9 protein-coding genes and 1 pseudogene are annotated in these 17,480 nt (G+C 59.8%); 5 read left to right on the top strand and 5 right to left on the bottom strand.

What is annotated here, in order from left to right; genetic code table 11:
• Positions 1 to 81: 81 nt before the first annotated feature.
• Both OMP38_RS32085 and OMP38_RS32080 read right to left on the bottom strand, forming a co-directional pair.
• Complete coding sequence (locus OMP38_RS32085) at positions 82 to 933, bottom strand: anti-sigma factor domain-containing protein (RefSeq protein ID WP_277568668.1); 852 nt, start codon at positions 931 to 933, stop codon at positions 82 to 84.
• Positions 917 to 1,507 (bottom strand): RNA polymerase sigma factor, encoded by a 591-nt coding sequence (locus tag OMP38_RS32080; protein ID WP_277568667.1) that lies wholly within the window; start codon positions 1,505 to 1,507, stop codon positions 917 to 919. Before OMP38_RS32080 ends, OMP38_RS32085 begins: the two co-directional genes overlap by 17 nt.
• Before the next feature lie 178 nt (positions 1,508 to 1,685).
• On the opposite strand from OMP38_RS32080, the gene OMP38_RS32075 reads away from it, so the two are divergent.
• From OMP38_RS32075 to OMP38_RS32060, 4 genes and pseudogenes are all read left to right on the top strand, one after another.
• Positions 1,686 to 3,311, top strand: a complete 1,626-nt coding sequence (locus tag OMP38_RS32075) for a copper amine oxidase N-terminal domain-containing protein (protein WP_277568666.1) — start codon at positions 1,686 to 1,688, stop codon at positions 3,309 to 3,311.
• Between the two features lie 177 nt (positions 3,312 to 3,488).
• A complete protein-coding gene (locus tag OMP38_RS32070) occupies positions 3,489 to 3,872 on the top strand; it encodes a RidA family protein (RefSeq protein WP_090117270.1) in 384 nt (127 codons plus the stop codon).
• Between the two features lie 191 nt (positions 3,873 to 4,063).
• Positions 4,064 to 4,420, top strand: a complete 357-nt coding sequence (locus OMP38_RS32065; RefSeq protein ID WP_277568665.1) for an ArsR/SmtB family transcription factor — start codon at positions 4,064 to 4,066, stop codon at positions 4,418 to 4,420.
• A 41-nt stretch (positions 4,421 to 4,461) separates the two neighbouring features.
• Positions 4,462 to 4,978, top strand: a pseudogene (locus tag OMP38_RS32060) (SRPBCC domain-containing protein).
• A 104-nt stretch (positions 4,979 to 5,082) separates the two neighbouring features.
• Here the strand turns inward: OMP38_RS32060 and OMP38_RS32055 are convergent.
• From OMP38_RS32055 to OMP38_RS32045, 3 genes are all read right to left on the bottom strand, one after another.
• Positions 5,083 to 6,000, bottom strand: a complete 918-nt coding sequence (locus tag OMP38_RS32055; protein WP_277568664.1) for an aldo/keto reductase — start codon at positions 5,998 to 6,000, stop codon at positions 5,083 to 5,085.
• A 178-nt stretch (positions 6,001 to 6,178) separates the two neighbouring features.
• On the bottom strand, positions 6,179 to 11,353 hold the full coding sequence (locus tag OMP38_RS32050) for a fibronectin type III domain-containing protein (protein WP_277568663.1): 5,175 nt from the start codon (positions 11,351 to 11,353) through the stop codon (positions 6,179 to 6,181).
• A 273-nt stretch (positions 11,354 to 11,626) separates the two neighbouring features.
• Positions 11,627 to 12,868, bottom strand: a complete 1,242-nt coding sequence (locus OMP38_RS32045) for a DUF4962 domain-containing protein (RefSeq protein ID WP_277569019.1) — start codon at positions 12,866 to 12,868, stop codon at positions 11,627 to 11,629.
• Positions 12,869 to 13,314: 446 nt separating this feature from the next.
• Between OMP38_RS32045 and OMP38_RS32040 the strand changes: the two genes are divergently transcribed.
• Complete coding sequence (locus OMP38_RS32040) at positions 13,315 to 17,442, top strand: stalk domain-containing protein (protein WP_277568662.1); 4,128 nt, start codon at positions 13,315 to 13,317, stop codon at positions 17,440 to 17,442.
• Positions 17,443 to 17,480 lie beyond the last annotated feature (38 nt).

The raw sequence follows: 17,480 nt of genomic DNA, 5'->3' as shown, positions 1-17,480 counted from the left end.
GGATGAGGCAGATAACCATTCTGCTTCATCCCGTTTTGTGCTTCGTTCGGCGCTGTCCGCTGATTTGAACGAGCGGCCGGCTTAAGCGTCAAGCGCAGCCGCCAGTACGATCTTGCCGCGCGGCTGGTCGCCGAACGCGTCCGGCTCGAGGGTGATCGCGACCGTGTCGTAGCCGCCGTTTTTCAGCGTGTAGTAGATGGCGCCGGTTCCTTGATCGGAGAGGAAGGTGCCCGCGCTGAACTTCTCCTGGCCTTTGATCAGCCAAACTTGGTAAGCTTCGTTGCCCTGCAGCTTCGGCAGCTGTTCTGCCTGCACGAGCAGGTGGGTGCCGTTTTTATCGATGACGATGGTGGCGAGGCCCGTGGCGACGATATCCGCCGCCGCCGGATTGAGCTTGACGGCCTGGTTCACCTTCAGCTCTTGAACCGGCGCGCTTCCGGCCTCCGCAAGCTCGCCCCGCAGGTCGCCGACCTGTCCCCGCAGCTGGGCGGCGTACAGCGCCAGCGCAATCAGCGCAGCGGCGAGTCCGGCCGTGACAAGCTTCATGTAGGCCGGCGTGCGTCTCGTCGTTGTCTGCAAGATCGATGCGCCCGATGCCGGCGTCGCAGGCTTCGGCGCAGGTTGGATCGAAGGTTGGATCGAAGGCTGCGATTCGGATGGCGACGCGGTCGGCGGCGTCTTGGCTTCGGAGCCGGCGGGAACGGCTTCCGCGAGCACGTTCGCGAGAATTCTTTTCTTCATTCCTTCCGGAACCGGCTGCGGCTCCGCCGTCGCCGGCAGCAGACCGACGATGTCCGCGAGCGCCAGGCGCTGCTCCTGGCAGGACTCGCACGAGGACAGGTGCGCTTCGAAGCGCAGGGCTTCCGCTTCGTCGAGACCGCCCAGCATGTACAACTCCAGCAGATCGCATGTCTCGTCATGAGGTTGTGTCATAGGGGGTTCGCCTCCTTTCCAGATCTCCGAGCCGCTCCTTGAGCTGCTTCATCGCCAGGCGCACGCGGCTCTTGACCGTGCCCAGCGGGATGCCTTGCCGCTCGGACACCTCGTGCTGCGTATAACCTTGATAATAGATGAGATCCAACACCTGCCGCTGGTCCGGGTTCAGTGCCGCCAAGGCTCCCTTTAACTGCTCGCCCGTCCACTTGATGTCGTATTCTTCCTCGGGACCGCTTGCCGGATCGGGCAGCCGCGCGAATCGTTCGGTATCAGCCGTCTGGCTTGTCGTGCGATTTTGCCGCTTGCGGAGCTGATCGATCGCGATGTTGCGGGTCACCGCGAAGATCCAGGTCGTCAGCTTGCCCAGCGAAGCGTCGTAGCGCTCCGGTTGATTCCATATTCGCATGAATAATTCCTGTACGATCTCTTCGGCCAGCATCGCGTCTTGGGCGAACCGGTAGGCGAAGGCGTATACCGCCTTCTCGTACCTGTCGTAGAGCGCTTCGAGCGCCATGGCGTCCCGTCCGGCGATGCGCCGCATCATCTCTATATCTGACGCGATATCGTTCATCGAGGAGCTCCTTTCCTGAACTCCCATTCATTATAAAGGTTCGTAATTGAAATTACAGCGGATCACTTTTTTTAAAAAAAATGGCCGAGGCGGTGATCCGAATGATCGCGGCGTCCGTTACACCTTGCAGAACCGTCAAGCAAGAGGACGGCCACCCACTGTAAAAGGAGTGTTCCCCATGAAAGGACTGCGCGTCAAAATCACAGGTTTGCTCTTATCGCTAGTGTTGTTGGTGCCGGCATTCGCGAGCGCTCATACGGTTAGCACGAAGGGGCCGACGCCCGACTTGCGCTCGGCGCTCGGCCAGCTGCTCGGCGAGCACGCGCTGCTCGCGATCGTCGCGATGCAGAAAGGCTACGACGGCGCCCCGGACTTCGCGCAGGCAGCAGGCGCGCTGAGCCAGAATACGGACGACCTGTCGGGCGCGGTGGCTTCCGTATACGGCGATGACGCCGGCGCGGCCTTTAAGAAGATCTGGTCCTCGCACATCGGCTACTTCGTCGACTACGTGAAGGCGACGGCAGCCAAGGATGAAGCGGGCCGCGCCAAAGCCGTCGCCGACCTGGAATCGTACCGGATGGCGCAAGCCAAGTTTTTCGCGGACGCCAATCCGAAGTACTTCGACGAGAAGGCGATCGCGGATGGCCTGAAGATGCACATCGACCATCTGCTCGCCGCATTCAACGATTATGTGGGCAAAAACTACGCGGCTGCATATGACGACGCCAAGACGGCCTACGCGCACATGTACATGACCGGCGATGCGCTGGCTGGAGGCATCGCGGCGCAGTTCCCGGCGAAGTTCACGGATGCCGCCGCCTCCAATCCCGCGTCCGACCTGCGCTCGGCGCTGGAGCAGAAGCTGGGCGAGCACGCCCTGCTGGCGATCTTCACGATGCAGAAGGGCATCGACGGCGCGCCTGACTTCGCGGCGGCAGCCGCTTCCCTCGGCCGCAACACCGACGAGCTGTCCGCCGCAGTCGCTTCCGTCTATGGCGCGGATGCAGGCGAAGCCTTCAAGAAAGTCTGGTCCTCGCACATCGGTTACTTCGTGGACTATGTGAAAGCCACCGGCGCGAAGGACGAAGCCGGCAAGAAGAAAGCCATCGCAGAGCTGGAAGAATACCGGATGGCGCAAGCCAAGTTTTTCGCGGACGCGAATCCCGCGAACTTCAGCCGGCAGGCGATCGCCGACAGTCTGAAGATGCATATCGATCATCTGCTGAACGCGTTTGACGCTTACGTCGCCAAAGACTACGCGGCCGTCTACGCCGATGCCCGCACGGCGTACGCCCATATGTTCCCGACGGGCGCCGTTCTCGCCGCGGGCATTGCAGCTCAATTCCCCGAGAAGTTCCACACGGCCGCACCAGCTCCGGAAGTCATGAAGGTCTGGTTCAAGGTCGGCTCCGATCGACTGATCATCGACGGCAAGGCAACGACGATGAACACGAAGCCCTACATGGACAACGGAACCAACTACATCCCGCTGCGCTATCTCGCCGAAGGCATCGGCGCCAAGGTGACTTGGGACCGCGCGGCTCAATCGGTATGGATCGACGCGGGCGCCGCCAAAGCGCAGTTCTGGGTCGGCAAAAAGTACATGGAGATGAACGGCAAACGCATGGAGATCGGGTATCCGGTCATGCTGAAGGACAATCGCGTGCAGGTGCCAGTACGCTTTATCGCCGAGCTGTTCGGCTGGGATGTCGCCTGGAACGCCAAGGACTGGTCGATCACGCTGACGAAGGCCATGGAGACGGAGACGGAAGCGCCGGCCGATATGGCGGGCATGCATCACTGAGACATGACGAAAGCGGGCAGCGTTTGCCCGCTTCTTTTTTTTGCATGACGGGCCGGGTTGCATGAAGTTAGACGGGCATATAGGATGAGAGGGAGAGGATGCGCCGCTTCCGGGGCGGAAAGCCCGCAGGCAGTAGAGAGCGCTCCCTTAACGAGGTATCGAGGAGGCATTCTACCAATGAACCAAGCTGTATCCACCGCCCAGGCGCCGGCCGCGATCGGGCCGTATTCCCAAGCCGTGCTCGCAGGAGGTTTCCTGTTCGCTTCCGGCCAGATCCCGCTCGACCCGGCTACCGGCGCGATCGTAGAGGGCGGCATCGAAGCGCAGACCCATCGCGTGCTGCAAAACTTGAAGGCTGTCGTCGAAGAAGCCGGCCTCTCGCTCGGCGACGTCGTGAAGACGACGATCTTCCTGGACAGCATGGACGACTTCGCGAAGGTCAACGAGATCTACGCGAGCTACTTCGACGGCGGCGTGCTGCCTGCCCGCGCGACGGTTCAGGTCGGCAAGCTGCCGAAAAACGCGCTCGTCGAGATCGACTGCGTCGCGCACCGCGGTTAAGCGCCGTCCAGGGCCCGCAACCCCCGCGCCTTGCCGCGCACGAAGCCGCCGCTCAGGGCGGCTTTCAATTTCTTTTAAATATTCCTTTACAGGAATATTCCTAATGATGTATATTTAGTTCATCAGGAAGATAACCTGAAGACGAAGGAGATGAGATCCCCGGGAGATTACACGTAGAAGAGGTGAACGACATGTCGGGACATCGACCGGGCATGGACATGGCGGCGCTCGGCGCGCTGGCCGAGCCGAACCGCATGCAGATCGTCGAGCTGCTGCGCGACGGCCCCCTCACCGTAGGGGAGATCGCCGACCGGCTGGGCATGCGGCAGCCCCAAGCCTCCAAGCATCTGAAGGTACTGGGGGAGGCCGGAGTCGTAGAAGTGAAGGCTGACGCGAACCGGCGGATTTACAAGCTGCGGCCCGAACCGTTCCAAGCGATGGATACGTGGCTGGGCACCTTCCGCCGCATGATGGAAGAGCGGTACGACAAGCTGGACGACTACTTGCGGGAATTGCAGGAGAAGGAACCAACGGAAGGGCCCCAATAAGATCCGAATAAATAATGAATTTAACCGAGGAGGAATTAACAATGTCTAACAATGCGATGGTTTCGAGAGTAGAAGGAGATCGGGTACTGGTGCTGGAGCGCGTATTCGATGCGCCCCGCGAGCTCGTGTTCAAAATGTTCAAGGAAGCCGAGCATCTGAAGCGCTGGTGGGGACCGCGTGGCTGGGAAGTGCCGGTGTGCAACGTCGAATTCCGTCCGGGCGGCGTGTGGCATTATTGCATGAAGTGCGAGGATCCGAACCAAGGCCAGTTCTACGGCATGGAGTCTTGGGGGGAAGGGCGTATACAAGGAGATCGTCGAAGGGGAAAAAATCGTGTACGTCGACTACTTCTCCGATGCCGAAGGAAACGTCAATGCGGAGATGCCGTCGACCGAGGTCACGCTGGAATTCGTCGATGCCGGCGGCAAGACGAAGCTGGTCAGCAGCAGCCTGTACGCGTCCGCCGAAGCGCTCAAGACCGTCATGGACATGGGCATGCTGCAAGGCATCACCGAGACGTGGGATCGTCTCGAGGAGCGCCTGAACGCAGTCAAGTAAGTCCGATTACGGCCGCCGGCTCAAGAGCCTGGCGGCCGTTTCTTTTTGCGCGTGCTGAAAAAAGCCCCGATCCGTCAGGACCGGGGCCGTACGCAAAACAGCGCTTAAGGCAGGATGTTGCCCGCCGCGCGGTAGATCTCGTACCACTCTTCGCGCGTCAGGTGAATGTCGCCGGCCTTGACGCAGTCGAGGAGGCGCGCGACGTTCATCGTGCCGGTGACCGGCTGCATGCGCGCCGGATGGCGGAGCAGCCAGGCGATCGCGATCGTCGTGTTGCTGACCTCGTACTTCTTGGCGACCTCGTCGATCTTGGCGTTCAGCTCGGGGAATTCTTCGTTGTCCAGGAACACGCCCTTGAAGAACCCGTACTGGAACGGCGACCACGGTTGAACGGTGATGTCGTTCAGGCGGCAATAGTCCAGAATGCTGCCGTCGCGGTCGATCGCGGACTCGTTTTCCATGTTCACGTTGATGCCGTTCGAGATCATGTTGGCGTTCGTGATGCTCAGCTGCAGCTGATTCGCTACGAGCGGCTGCTTGACGTGCTTCTTCAGCAGCTCGATCTGCATCGGCTTCTGGTTGGAGACGCCGAAGTGACGGACCTTGCCGGCGCTCTCCAGCTTGTCGAACGCTTCGGCGACTTCCTCGGGCTCGACCAGCGCGTCCGGACGGTGAAGCAGCAGAATGTCCAGGTAGTCGGTCTTCAGGCGCTTCAGGATGCCGTCGACCGAGTTCAGGATATGATCCTTGGAAAAGTCGAACGCGCCCTTGCGGATGCCGCATTTGGACTGCAGGACGATCTTCTCCCGAATATCGTCGTTCATATGAATGGCGTCGGCGAAAATCTCTTCGCAGGCGCCTCCGCCATAGATGTCGGCATGATCGAAAAAGTTCGCGCCCGCCTCGAGCGACGTTTGAACGAAACGCTCGGCCTCCGCTTTCTCCAGCGAATTGATGCGCATGCAGCCGACCGCGATTACGGGTACCTCGAGCGAGCTTGTCCCTAATTGAATCGTTCTCACTTCGAATGCCTCCTGCCTGTGGTTTAGGTATCGTTTACGGCACTATCATAACGCTTTCACGCGAATAGCGCCAGACGAACACGCGTTTACAAAAATAGCCGGTCTGCGAAAGCCGCGTTGCGAAGCGAAATAACGCGCCTGGCATCCGCGAATGCCAGGCGCGCGTTATTAAACGAAGTTAAATCTGAAAGTCGACCGCAGGAAAGACCGACGTATCCTGCGTGAGCGATGTGATCTTGCCGTCGTAGGTCATCGCGAATGTGTAATTGCCAGGCAGCAGCTTCTTGCGAGCCTCGCCGCCTGCGTCCGTCGTGCCAAATGTCCGCCAACTGCCTGCGTAGAAGCTGACCTTGCCGCCTTCGACCGGATTTCCCTGGCCGTCCTTGAAATGGACCGCGATATCCGCCGTCCGGAAGACCACGGTCGCATCCGTACCGACGTCCTGCTGCTTGCTCAAGTTCGCACCTTCGTACGATACATTGAACGTGTAGTTCACGGGCAGCAGCTCCTTGGTCGCTTCACCGCCGGTCAAGGCGCCGAACGTATGCCAGCCGTCCATGTAGTAGCTCGCTTCGCCGCCGTCCAGCGGCTTGCTCTCGCTGTCTTCCAGCCGTACCTTGACGCGCTTCGTCTGGAAGACGACGGTCGGATCGCCGCCGACATCCTGCGCTTTGTTCTGGTACGCGCCAGCGTACGACAGGCTGAACGTATAGTTGCCAGGCAGCAGCTCCTTGCTGACCTTGCCGCCGCTCGTCGCGCCGAACGTCCGCCAGCCGTCCGCGTAGTAGGTGATCGGTCCGCTGCTCTCGAGCGGGTTGCCCGCGCTGTCCTTCAGCTGCACATTGACCTTCGACGTCTGGAAGACGACGTTTGCGTTGTCCCCGGTGTTCTGCTCCTTCTGGCTGCGGGTGCCCTCGTAGGAGACCGCGAAGGAATAGCTCTTGTCCGGCAGCGACTTGGTGACCGAACCCGAGGCGCCGGTGACGCCGAAGTCCTTCCAGCCGCCGTCATAGTACGACACGACGGCCCCGCTGAGCGGATTGCCTCCGCTGTCCTTCAGCGAGACGTTGACGGCGTCCGCCAGCATTTCGGCTTTCTTGTACAGCGTCACGTAGTCGAACGTATACATGCCTGTGAACCTGGAGGCGCTGAATCGGAACGCGTCGACCGAGGACGCCGTGCCGTTGTAGAACGGCACCCCCGTCACCCGATAGACGCCGGCCGCAGGGTCTACAGAAGCCGGGGCGTCCACCGTGCCCGCGTAGCCCTTGAGCGCTTCCGCCGCTAGGGTCACGTCGTATGTCTTGGTCTCCGTGTCGAGATCGAACCGCAGCGTGATCCACTGATCGCGCGGCAGCATCAGGCCGGCGGCTTTGGGGATCTTGACGGCGGCCGTCGTCGTGCCGTTCGGTTTCCAATACCCGAACGTCCCGTCCGAAAAGGCGTTGAACCTTACGACATCCTTGCCGCCGCCGCGCAGCCACAACTCGAAGGTGCCGATGTCGGTGCTCACTTTGCCGAACATGAACTTCGTCTCGAACGTCAGCTTTCCGCTCAGCGCCGCGTTCGCCCGAAGTACGATCGGACTCTCCGTGTAGTCCGTGTCCGACAGCGAATAATTGTCGGTCAACCGGAGTCCGTTGCCACCGGCGTCAGGCAGCGATACGATCGCGGCCGAGGTGCCGTTGCTCGCGTTCACTGTCCAGCCGCCTCCGCCGGCCATGCTGCCGACGGTCATGTCGTCGAACGATTCATAGTAGTCGCCGCCCGCCGCCGCTGCGGGCAGCGTCGCGGTTACGGCAGGGCCGTCGCTCGATACGTTGCCCATCGCGTCGGCCGCCTGCACCCGGAACGTATAAGTGCTTCCCGGCTGGAGACCGGTCATATCGTAACCGAGCGTGCTGCCGCTCACCGATGCGACCTTCGTGAAGGAAGACTGTCCGGCTGTCTTCCGATAGATTGCATAGGCGTACACGCTGCCCGAATCGTCCGTTGCCGGATCCCAGTCGAGTCTGGCCGTCGAAGGGAACAGCTGATTCGCGCGGAGTTCCGCCGCCTCGCCCCATACAGGCGCCGAGGAGTCGACCGGTACGTTTTTGTACAACGTCACGTAATCGAACAGGAACTTGCTCGTCGATCTGAACGTGCTGAAGCGAAACGCATCGATGGCGGTCGTCGTCGTGTTGTTATTGTAATAAGGAACGCCGCTGACCGTGTAGGTGCCGGTCGTTCTGTCCAACTGCGCCGGAGCGGCAGGGGACGATCCCGAGTAGTTCTTGAGCGCTTCCGTCTGGAACGAGACGTCGAACTTCTTGGCCGCCGTATCCAGATCGAGCCGGAGCGTGATCCACTGATCGCTCGGCAGCTGGATGCCGGCGGGACCCGGGATCCTGACATTCGTATTCGTACCGCCGGCCATCGTCCAATAGCCGACCGTGCCGTCCGAGAAACCGTTGAATCGCACGACGTCCTTGCCTCCGCCGCGCAGCCACATCTCGAAGTTGCCGATGCTGGCGCCGTCGATCTTTTTATACATGAACTTGGTCTCGAACGTCACCTTTCCGTCCAGCCCTGCGTTCGATCGCAGCACGACCGGACTCTCTGTCGTATCGGTCGCAGAAGGCGCGTATTGATCCGTCAGCGCCAGCGCCTGGCCGCCCGCGTTCGGCAGCGCTTCGATTCCGACCGACGTCCCGGCTCTCGTGCTCACCGTCCAGCCGCTGCCGCTTGCCATATTGCCCGTCGGCTTGTCGTCGAACGATTCGTAGTAATCGCCGGAGCTGCCAGCGTTCGGCAGCGTGACCGTCAAGCTCGGGCCGTCGGTCGTTTCGTTATTTTGCGCGTCCAGCGCTTGCACCTTGAACGTATAAGCGGCGCCGGCCGACAGTCCGGACGCGTCATAGCCGTAGGTACTGCCGCTTACCGTAGCGATTTTCGCGAAGTTTGACTGCCCCGCGTCCTGTCGATAGATCGCGTACGTCTTCACTGCGCCTGAATTATCCGTCGCCGGATCCCAGGCCAGCCGGGCCGCGTTTGGGAATAGGTGAACGGGCCGCAGAGCGGCGCCTTCACCCCATACTGGAGCCGTCTCGTCTACCGTCTCCACGTTCAGCGCTTCGCCGGGCTGCGAATGGTTGCCGCTCGCGTCCGTCGCTTCGACCGTGACGGCATACGTCTCGCCGGCAGCGAGTCCGTCGATCGTCGCCTTCAGCGTCCCGCCGGACACGTTTTTCTTCTTGACGCCGTTCACGTATACGGCATACCCGTCCACGGCAACATTGTCCGTCGAGGCACTCCATCCAACCGTCGCCGATGTATCCGTCTGCGAGACGAGATGGAGGTTGCCTGGCGTCGTCGGACGTTCCTCGTCGTCCTTGCGTTCGATGAGGCCGATCCAGTCCAGGTTCATGGCGCCGACGTCGTACCACATCGAGAGATCGACGGGACCGGCCGAGAGCTGCTTGCCGATATTGACCCGCAGCCCTCGCCAATACTGCGGCTGCGTGCCATAGTCCGGCTGTCCGTTGACGTCCAGCGTCGTCGGGGCTTCGAACGCCGTGGCTTCGCCGCCGATCATCATGCTGCGGCTCGTAACCTGTCCGGCGCTTAGATTAAAGCCCGCCACGTATTTGAGCACCAGGTCGTAGGTACCCGTCTTCGGTACGTTCAGCGTCCAATCGATCCGTTGTCCCACCGTAGTCCAGGTGCCAACGCCCTTGCCGCCTGACAGAAACGGGCGGGTCGCGTACGTGATCACGCCCGAATCGGCATGCGTATACGTTTCCGCTTCGACCCAATCGATAGACAATTTGCTTCGCTTCGCATCCGGGTCCGACCATACTTCAGAAGGCGCGAAGTCGCCGCCGCCAACCTTAGTCAGCTTCAAAGGCCCGAGCGCCCCGCGAATAATGATGGACGCGTTCGCCTCCAAGTAGATGTCTTTAGGCGCGCCGTGCCGATCGAAAACGAATCCCTGCGGCGCTTCCGTCACATGGTATAAGCCGGCCGCGTTGCCGAGTTTGCCATACGCAACGGGAACGCCCTCCGTATCGGCGTATACCTGCAGTACCGTTTGTCCCTGTACCCCGTCGATCTCGGTAGACAGGGTCACGGGGGCCATCGGCTGCGGCATCGGCGCGTCGTCCAGCTTGAAGGCGCGCTGGCCCTTCTCTACATGAAGGATGATCGTGTCGCCAGACTTATCCCATTGCACGCCGCGCAGACCGAACGCCTCCGCGAGGACGCCGCCCTGCGGAATGTCCGTGCCGGTGTCCGCTTCGCGCAGCCGCGCGACGTCCGGCGCGTGAAGGCTCACCTGCGTATCCGACGGGCCGGATACGGACAGTTGGCCGTCGCCGTAGACGACTGTCGCCGGATGATCGTTCTGGATGACCGTGACGCCGTCCTTGATCAGCTTCGTGCCGTCCACGAGCAGGATGGTGTCGCCTTTCACCGCGGCGGCCGTGCCGTTGAACTTGATGCTGCCGGCGTCGATCTCGCCGCTCGCCGCGAGCCGGACGTAGACGACGGAGCCGTCTTCGAACGTCAGCTTTTCGTAGGCGCCGTGATTTTCGGACGCGACCTCCGAAGGCGCCGTGCCCTGCTTGTACGCCTCCATCGTGGAGACAAAGGTCGTTGCGGGCGTCTGAGGCGTGATAAAAGCCGCATGCAGCTGTCTTTTGTTCGCGTAGGCCGAATCCTTGTCCGGATTCCGCACGATGCCGTCCGCGTCCAGGTATTGATCCTCCAGCGTCGCAGTCAGGCCGGACGGCGTATAGAAGCGAAGTTTAAGCGCGGCGTCATTCTTCACGATCGTCGCGCCGGCTTGGTCGTCGTCGATCGTGAGTTCTTGGTCGGCGTGCAGCCGCCATTCGAACTTCGAACCCGCCGGGTTCGCCGTCTTCAGCTTGTCGATCACGATGAAGGCGTCCGGGCGGACGTACACGATGCTCCGGTTCGCTTCGGTTAGCTTGCCCGCATAAGCGGGGACGGCATCTCCGCTCGTGGCGTCGAAGTCCGGGTGCGTGACGAAGCTCACGATCTTGCCGTCCGCATCGAGATTGTCGTAAGCTTGCCCCTTCTTGCCGTCGATCGTGATAGCGTTCGCGGCTAGCGTCTGTTTCGCAAAGTTTGCATCGTGAGGACTGCCGTAGTAATCGTAGAAGCCGGCTTCGACGGCGAGCGATTCGCCGAAGGCGTTGACGATGATGCCGTTCTGATCCGCGAAACCATGGTTGTAGGTGCCGTAAGGACTGGACTTGAAGTAAAGAGACACGCGATCCGGGTTGTACAGCTCGGAGTGCATCGTCACGAGTCCGATGTCCTGGAACCATCTCGCGTCCGGCAAGTCCACGGGGGGGTCTCGCAGCCAGGTCTCCGTCTCCGTAGAAATAGTTATAGAGCTGCCCGTCCATGCCAGTGCCGACCGTTTGGGCCGCCCATTGCAGACGGGGATCTTGGTACAGCTGCGCGAGACGATTGTAGGCGGTCACGCTGAACGTGCCCGGCGCGGACTCGCTGTCGTGTCCGAAGATACCCTTCGGCGAGCCTTTAGGAAACGCGTACAGCGGATACAAGCCTTCGTTGCGCGAAAAGGCTTTGTCGTACAGGTTAAATCCGCTGGCGCTCAGGAGCACGTCGGTGAACTGCTTGGATAGCAAGGTCGAATATTGCCAATACCCGGTGCCTTGGGACCAGCCGCCATCCTCGCCGCCGTAGGGGGCAGGATGTTGATAAAGGCGGGCACGACCTTGCGGAACCAATCGTCAGCCGCGTCGATATCGCCCAGCATCGCGGTGGCGATGACGCCGATGAATCCGAACGCCGTCCAGCCGTGGGAATTGTATGGGCTGGTCTGAATCGGATACTTGTCGATCAGCTCGGTGACCAATTTGGAGGTACGCACGTTCACCATATTCAGGATCGTCTGCTTCTCGGAAGGGCTGAGGATGCCGTACAGCCAATCATAGGCCATCGCGCCGTCGAGCGCGATCAGCCGGTACATCTGATCTTGGTGCTCGTAACTGGACGCGCCGTTCGGATCCCAGGCGGAGATATCCAGCAGCCTCGCCTTCGCGTACTGCCCGACTTCGGCGTTGCCTGTCAGCAGGTAGATAAAGGCGGCGTTCAGCATTTTGCTCAGCAACGGCTCGATATCCCGGCGAATCTGGCTCGCCGCGTCGATGAATTCCTTGGCCGTCCGGTCCTCGGTGGTCGAGTTGAAGACCGGTTCGGCGAATTTGCATTTATTCGGTTCCGCCGTCGTCGGCATGCAAAGATTAGCGATTACGCTATTGTTGATTTTCTGATAAAAGTCCTGCGACTGTCCCGGCGACGCGCCGAGCGCCTTGAAATCGTCCAGCGTCGCTGCATTCGTCCAGATGCGCGGGTGCGCGGTGCCGACGTTTTGGATCAACTGATCGACGGCGGGGACGGGAAAGGGAACGTAATCTTCTTCGATCCGGAATCTCCGCGCGTCGCTCCATTCGGACCAGCCGTCCGCGGTCGAATGATAGCGAACATGCCAGTACCACGTGCCTGTATCGAAGATATGAGGGAAGTTGTAAAAGTTGTCTTCCAGCGTCTGCTCGTAGACCGCGTCTGCGACGGACGCGCCGCGTCCGACCTGCAGCTGGTATTGATCCGATCCGGGGACTGCCGGCCAGCTGAAGTCTGGCGGATTCTGCGTCGTGACGAGTCCGTCGGCGGGCCGGAAAGGCAGATTGTTGCCGGAAAATACGCTTGCCGGCCAAGCCGTGGCGGCTGACGCCTCCGGCAGCTTGGCAAACGGGAAGCTGGCGAAGCAGCCGAGCACCCATACGAATGCCATCGTTAACGCGAGTTTTCTTTTCATCGCTTGGCCCATCATCTTCAACGATCAGCTCCCTTGTCGATTTTATTGCGGTTTCTTGCAGCCAGCCATTCCTTGCCAACTTCAATCTTCTGACCTGTGCAGCACCCCCTTTCTTTGAAATCGCTTTCGGCTTGCTATACGCCGATCTTATTCGCGAGCTTTCGGACACGCAAGGCGATATACAAAAAATGCAGAGCCGTACAAATTTATGGAGAGAGATTTATCGGAAAAGTATAAGGTTTTTACGAATTTGTAAAGTATACAGCGGACGTCGCCAGTGGCTACGATAGGTATCGGTATCGTATTTAGCGATCGATTCACTTCGAGATTCGCCGTTTGCCGAAAGGAGGTGAAGGAACAGAGAAGAGAGGAGCGCCGCGTATTTTATTACTACAGAGCCTGTACCGAGCAAATCGGCTCATAAAGAAAGGGTGAAGGTAATGATTGTTGCGTTAACCGGGATGAATAGAAAATGGATCTCCGTCATGCTGAGTCTGGTCATGTTGGCGGGCGTCGTATTTGGATTCGCCCCGCCGAAGGCGCAAGCGACGGAGGCGGCGGAACCTAAAGTTGAAGTTCGGTTAATAGACAGCCAGGGCAATCCGCTCGCGGGCGCAAGCGTCGATTATTACGACGCGGGGTGGAAAACGTTCGGTACGACGGACGAGACGGGAACGGCGAGCAAGGCGCTGCCGGATAAATCGTATACGTTCCACGTTAACTACGAAGGCACCGGCCTGAATCTGGCGCAGGACACCGGCGTCGATCCGGTTGTCGTCTTTCAAACCGTGAACGTGAAGCTGCAGCTGAAGGACAGTCAGGGGAACCCGCTCGGCGGGGGCGTGGCGTCCTACTATGCGGCAGGCTGGAAAACGTTCGGCAACGTGACGGACGGCGAGGTGGCGAAGGAGCTGCTGCCGGGCAACTACACGTACCACGTCGATTATGAAGGCACCCGCTTGGACAAGGCGCAGGATACCGGCGTCGACCCGGTGGTCACTTTTCAAACCGTGAACGTGAAGCTGCAGCTGAAGGATAGCCAGGGGAACCCGCTGAGCGGGGGTGAGGCATCCTACTATGCGACAGGCTGGAAAACATTCGGGAGCGTGAACGGCGGCGAAGCGAGCAAAGAACTGCTGCCGGGCAATTACACGTTCCACGTAGACTACGAAGGAACCCGGATGGATAAAGCGCAGGACACGGGCGTGGATCCGGTCGTCGTCTTCCGGACGGTTAATGCCAAGGTGCGATTGACGAACCAAACGGGGTATCCGCTCAGCGGCGGCGCCGTGTCCTATTATGCGACCGGCTGGCGGACATTCGGTACGACCGTAAGCGGCGAGGCGAGCAAGCAGCTGCTTCCCGGTTCGTATACCTTCGCGATGAATTATGGCGGAAAGACGACCGAGAAGGTAGGCGATCTGGCGGCGGACCCGACCGTCGTTTTCCAGGTGAACACGTCGTCAAGCGTGGTCGTCGCGCCTAAGCAATCGCATATGTACGATCCGATCCCGCAGCCGCCGAATGAGCGTCCGCGGGTGCTGGTCAACAAGAGTACCCTTCCGGCGCTGAAGGCGAGAGTGACCGATGCGGCCTTCGACGACGTCTGGGCGAGCATCAATACGAAGGCGCAAAGGAATGTAGACGGCAACTTGCCGCCGAGAACTGGAACCGCTTACACAAATGTGGACCCCAGAACGGTGGAGGTCATGAAGGCCAATGCGGTGCGCTATCTGATCTATGGAGACGAGGCGGCCGGTCAAAAAGCGGCTAAGATCGCCGTGAATATGGCGAATTCGGTGCAATATATCACGGATCGCAGCAACTCGACCACCGTGTTCAACGTGGCCAGAGATATCGGCAGCCTGATCTTCTTCGAATCGATCGCCTACGACTGGTGCTACGATCTGATGACCGAGGAGCAGCGGACCGCGATCCGGCAAGCGCTCGGAACTTGGGTGAGGACGGGGCTGGAGTATCCCTATCCCCTGGATGAGCGGCAAAAGGTGATCATTGCCGGGCACGCCAACGGCGAGGTTCATCATTCGTTCAAGCTCGCCATGGGCATCGCGCTCTACGATACGAATCCCGAGTATTACAACGACATCGCGGACTACCTCTTGAATATCACCATGCCCGGCTTCAACGTATTTCTGGACGCGGAGATGCCGCTCGAAGGCCAAGCCTACGGAGATAACCGGCTGAAGACGATCATGATGGGCAACCAGCTGTGGAAGACTATCGGCATCGAGCCGCTCACGGAGAAGGTCGGCTTGGCGCTCGACAGGCTGATCTATACCCGCAGGCCGGACGGTCACATCATGACGGAGGGAGACGACTTCAATACCGAGTATCAACAGCCATGGAAGCGGTATGTGCACGGCAATATCACTTCGATGATCGCAGGCAGCGTGTACAACAATCCGAGGGCGCAGTATGAATTTTTAAAGCAGAATACCAGTCAGGACGAGTTGTATTACCTGCTGTTCTTCAATCCGGACGCGCCGGCGCAGTCCGTGTACGACACGCCGCTGTCCCGGTACTTCCCCGCCCCGTACGGCTCCATCGTCGCCAGAACGGGTTGGGATGAAGGACGGGATTCGAATGCGGTCGTCGCCGTCATGAACATCGGAGAGAGAACCCAGTCCAACCATCAGCATGTCGACCCGGGCGCATTCTCGCTCTACTACAAAGGCTATCTGGCGATCGACTCCGGGATGTATTCGGGCGTGGATCCGGTCACCGGAAAAGCGATGGAATATAACAGCGTTCACGATCTGGACTACCATAAGGAGTCGACCGCGCACAATGTCGTGCAGATCGGAGACGCCACCGATTTATATGTTGACCGATATCCGAAGTCGGTCGAGCAGTGGAATACCGAGGCGATCTATCAGCGGGGCAAGATCATCTCCCACGCCATCGGAGACGACGGGATGTATCCCGACTACTCATACATCAAGGGCGAGCTCAGCGCGGCATATAGCACGGCGACGCCTGATCATTATACGAGAAGCATGGCCTTCCTGAACTTCAAGGACGACGAACATCCGGCCGCCATGCTCGTCTACGACAATATCGACACGCCCAATGCGGGCACCGAAAAGAAATGGCTGCTTCATACGATCGGCGAGCCGACCGTCGAGGGCAACCGATATACGAGCGTCATGACGAAGCAGGGCTACGACGGCAAGCTGGTCACCGACACGCTGCTGCCGAAGAGCGATGAACTGAACGTACAAAAGATCGGCGGCCCCGGCCATGAGTTTGAAGTCAATGGCGTGAACAAGGCGATCAAGGCCTCCACGCCGACCAACATCGCCGCCTTGGAAGCAGGCGAATGGAGACTTGAACTCTCCGACAAGACGCCTGCGAACCGCACGCAATTTTTGAACGCGATGCAGGTGATGGATGCCTCAAACGGCTCTGTGCCGCAGGATGTCTATTATTCCGAGACGGACGATTATGCGGGCGCTAGGATCTCCGATCGCGTCGTCTTTTTCGCCAAGGGCTTCGACCTGACGGCCGACCACGCTACCGTCACCTTCACGGGCGAGGCGAATCAGACTTACAAGATTCTGGTAGCCGACCTCGCGGACGGCTATTGGACAGCGGTGAAGGAAGGCGAGACGGCATCTGTGAAGTACAAGGTAATCAAAGAAGGCAATACGCTCTACTTTGTAGGGACCCCGGGTACCTACGTCTTGCAAAAGGCGGATTCCAGCGCGCTTCCGCTCGCAGGCAAGGTGGCTTCGGAGCCGGTGGAAAGGAAGATCCGCGTCAGAATCGACGGACAAGGGCAATCGTTCGGCGCATCGTCCGAGCTGGCGGGCGACGTCGCGATGATCCCGATGCAGGATACGCTTGAAGCCCTGGGCCTGCAGGTGGAATGGAACGAGACCGCTCAAACGGCAACGGCGACCAAAGCGGGGCTGACCATCGAGCTTGCGGCGGGCAGCGCTACGGCTACGGTCAACGGCGAGAGCAAGACCCTCGATGCGCCGGCAACGATGGTTGATGGCCGAATGCTGATTCCGCTCGGCTTTATTACGCAGAGCACGGGTTATAAAACGGCCTGGGATGCCGAAAACCTGGTAGCCGAGATTTACACCCTGCCGCCGGTCGAGAAGCTTCAGTACGAGAGAAAGCCGCTGGCTCCCGTCACCCCGATCCCGATCGCGGACCTAAAGGAAGTCCAGTATCAGAGCTTTACGGCAACCGTCAATCCGGATCTGGTGCCGAAGATGTTCGACAACGTCCAAGCCATCGGATCGCGCTGGGCGGGCGATATCGGAGCGAACGTCGTATTCGACTTCGGCTCGCAGATTCAGCTGGAGAGACTCGACGCCGCGATCTATAACGGTCATACCCGGTCCAGCAGGCTGATGTTCTCCGTCTCGGACGACGGCGAAAACTGGACGAACGTGTACGGCGGAGACACCGTAGGCGACACAAGCGACTTTATTCCGTTTAACTTCCCGTCCTTGAACTGCAGATACGTGAGAGTGGCTGTCTTCGGTTCGACGGACGGAACGACGTTTCCGGAATGGGTATCGATCTCCGAGCTAAAGTTCTTCGTGAAGAAGTAGCCCATAGTCAATAGATTGGCGTAACTGTATATCGCATC

The sequence above is a fragment of the Cohnella ginsengisoli genome, from assembly GCF_029525555.1.
Taxonomy (GTDB): domain Bacteria; phylum Bacillota; class Bacilli; order Paenibacillales; family Paenibacillaceae; genus Cohnella; species Cohnella ginsengisoli.
This window is presented reverse-complemented; position numbering and strand designations above follow the sequence as displayed.